This window comes from Aeromonas bivalvium, from assembly GCF_000819765.1.
Lineage (GTDB): Bacteria > Pseudomonadota > Gammaproteobacteria > Enterobacterales > Aeromonadaceae > Aeromonas > Aeromonas bivalvium.
The window spans coordinates 2963-3243 of record NZ_CDBT01000045.1 but is presented as its reverse complement, the minus strand read 5'-3'; the positions used below and the strand labels follow the sequence as shown (position 1 = coordinate 3243).

The following is a 281-nucleotide window of genomic DNA, read 5'->3' as shown; positions in this document are numbered from 1 at the left end:
TGCTGGCCCGCCGCCGTCAACACCAGGGGGCGGCTCTTGCGAAGGAACAGCTCCAGATTGAGGCGGGTCTCCAGCTCTTTCAACTGATGGGAGAGAGCGGACTGGGTGAGGTTGAGGCAGAGCGCCGCCCCCGCGAGGGAGCCCTGCTCGGCCAGGGCCGTTATCGTCTTCAAGTGCTTGATCTCCAAGCCTGAATTATTTGGCACCGCCATGGCACGTCTCCCTTGAATGACAGTTGAGGATTTTTTGAGAGCCAGTTGAAGAGGATTCAATAGCCAGGG

General features: G+C 59.1%; 1 pseudogene. It reads right to left on the bottom strand.

Features of this window, described 5'->3' with window-relative positions:
- Positions 1–212, bottom strand: a pseudogene (locus tag BN1119_RS13260) (LysR family transcriptional regulator); the annotation flags it as partial.
- Positions 213–281: the final 69 nt, after the last annotated feature.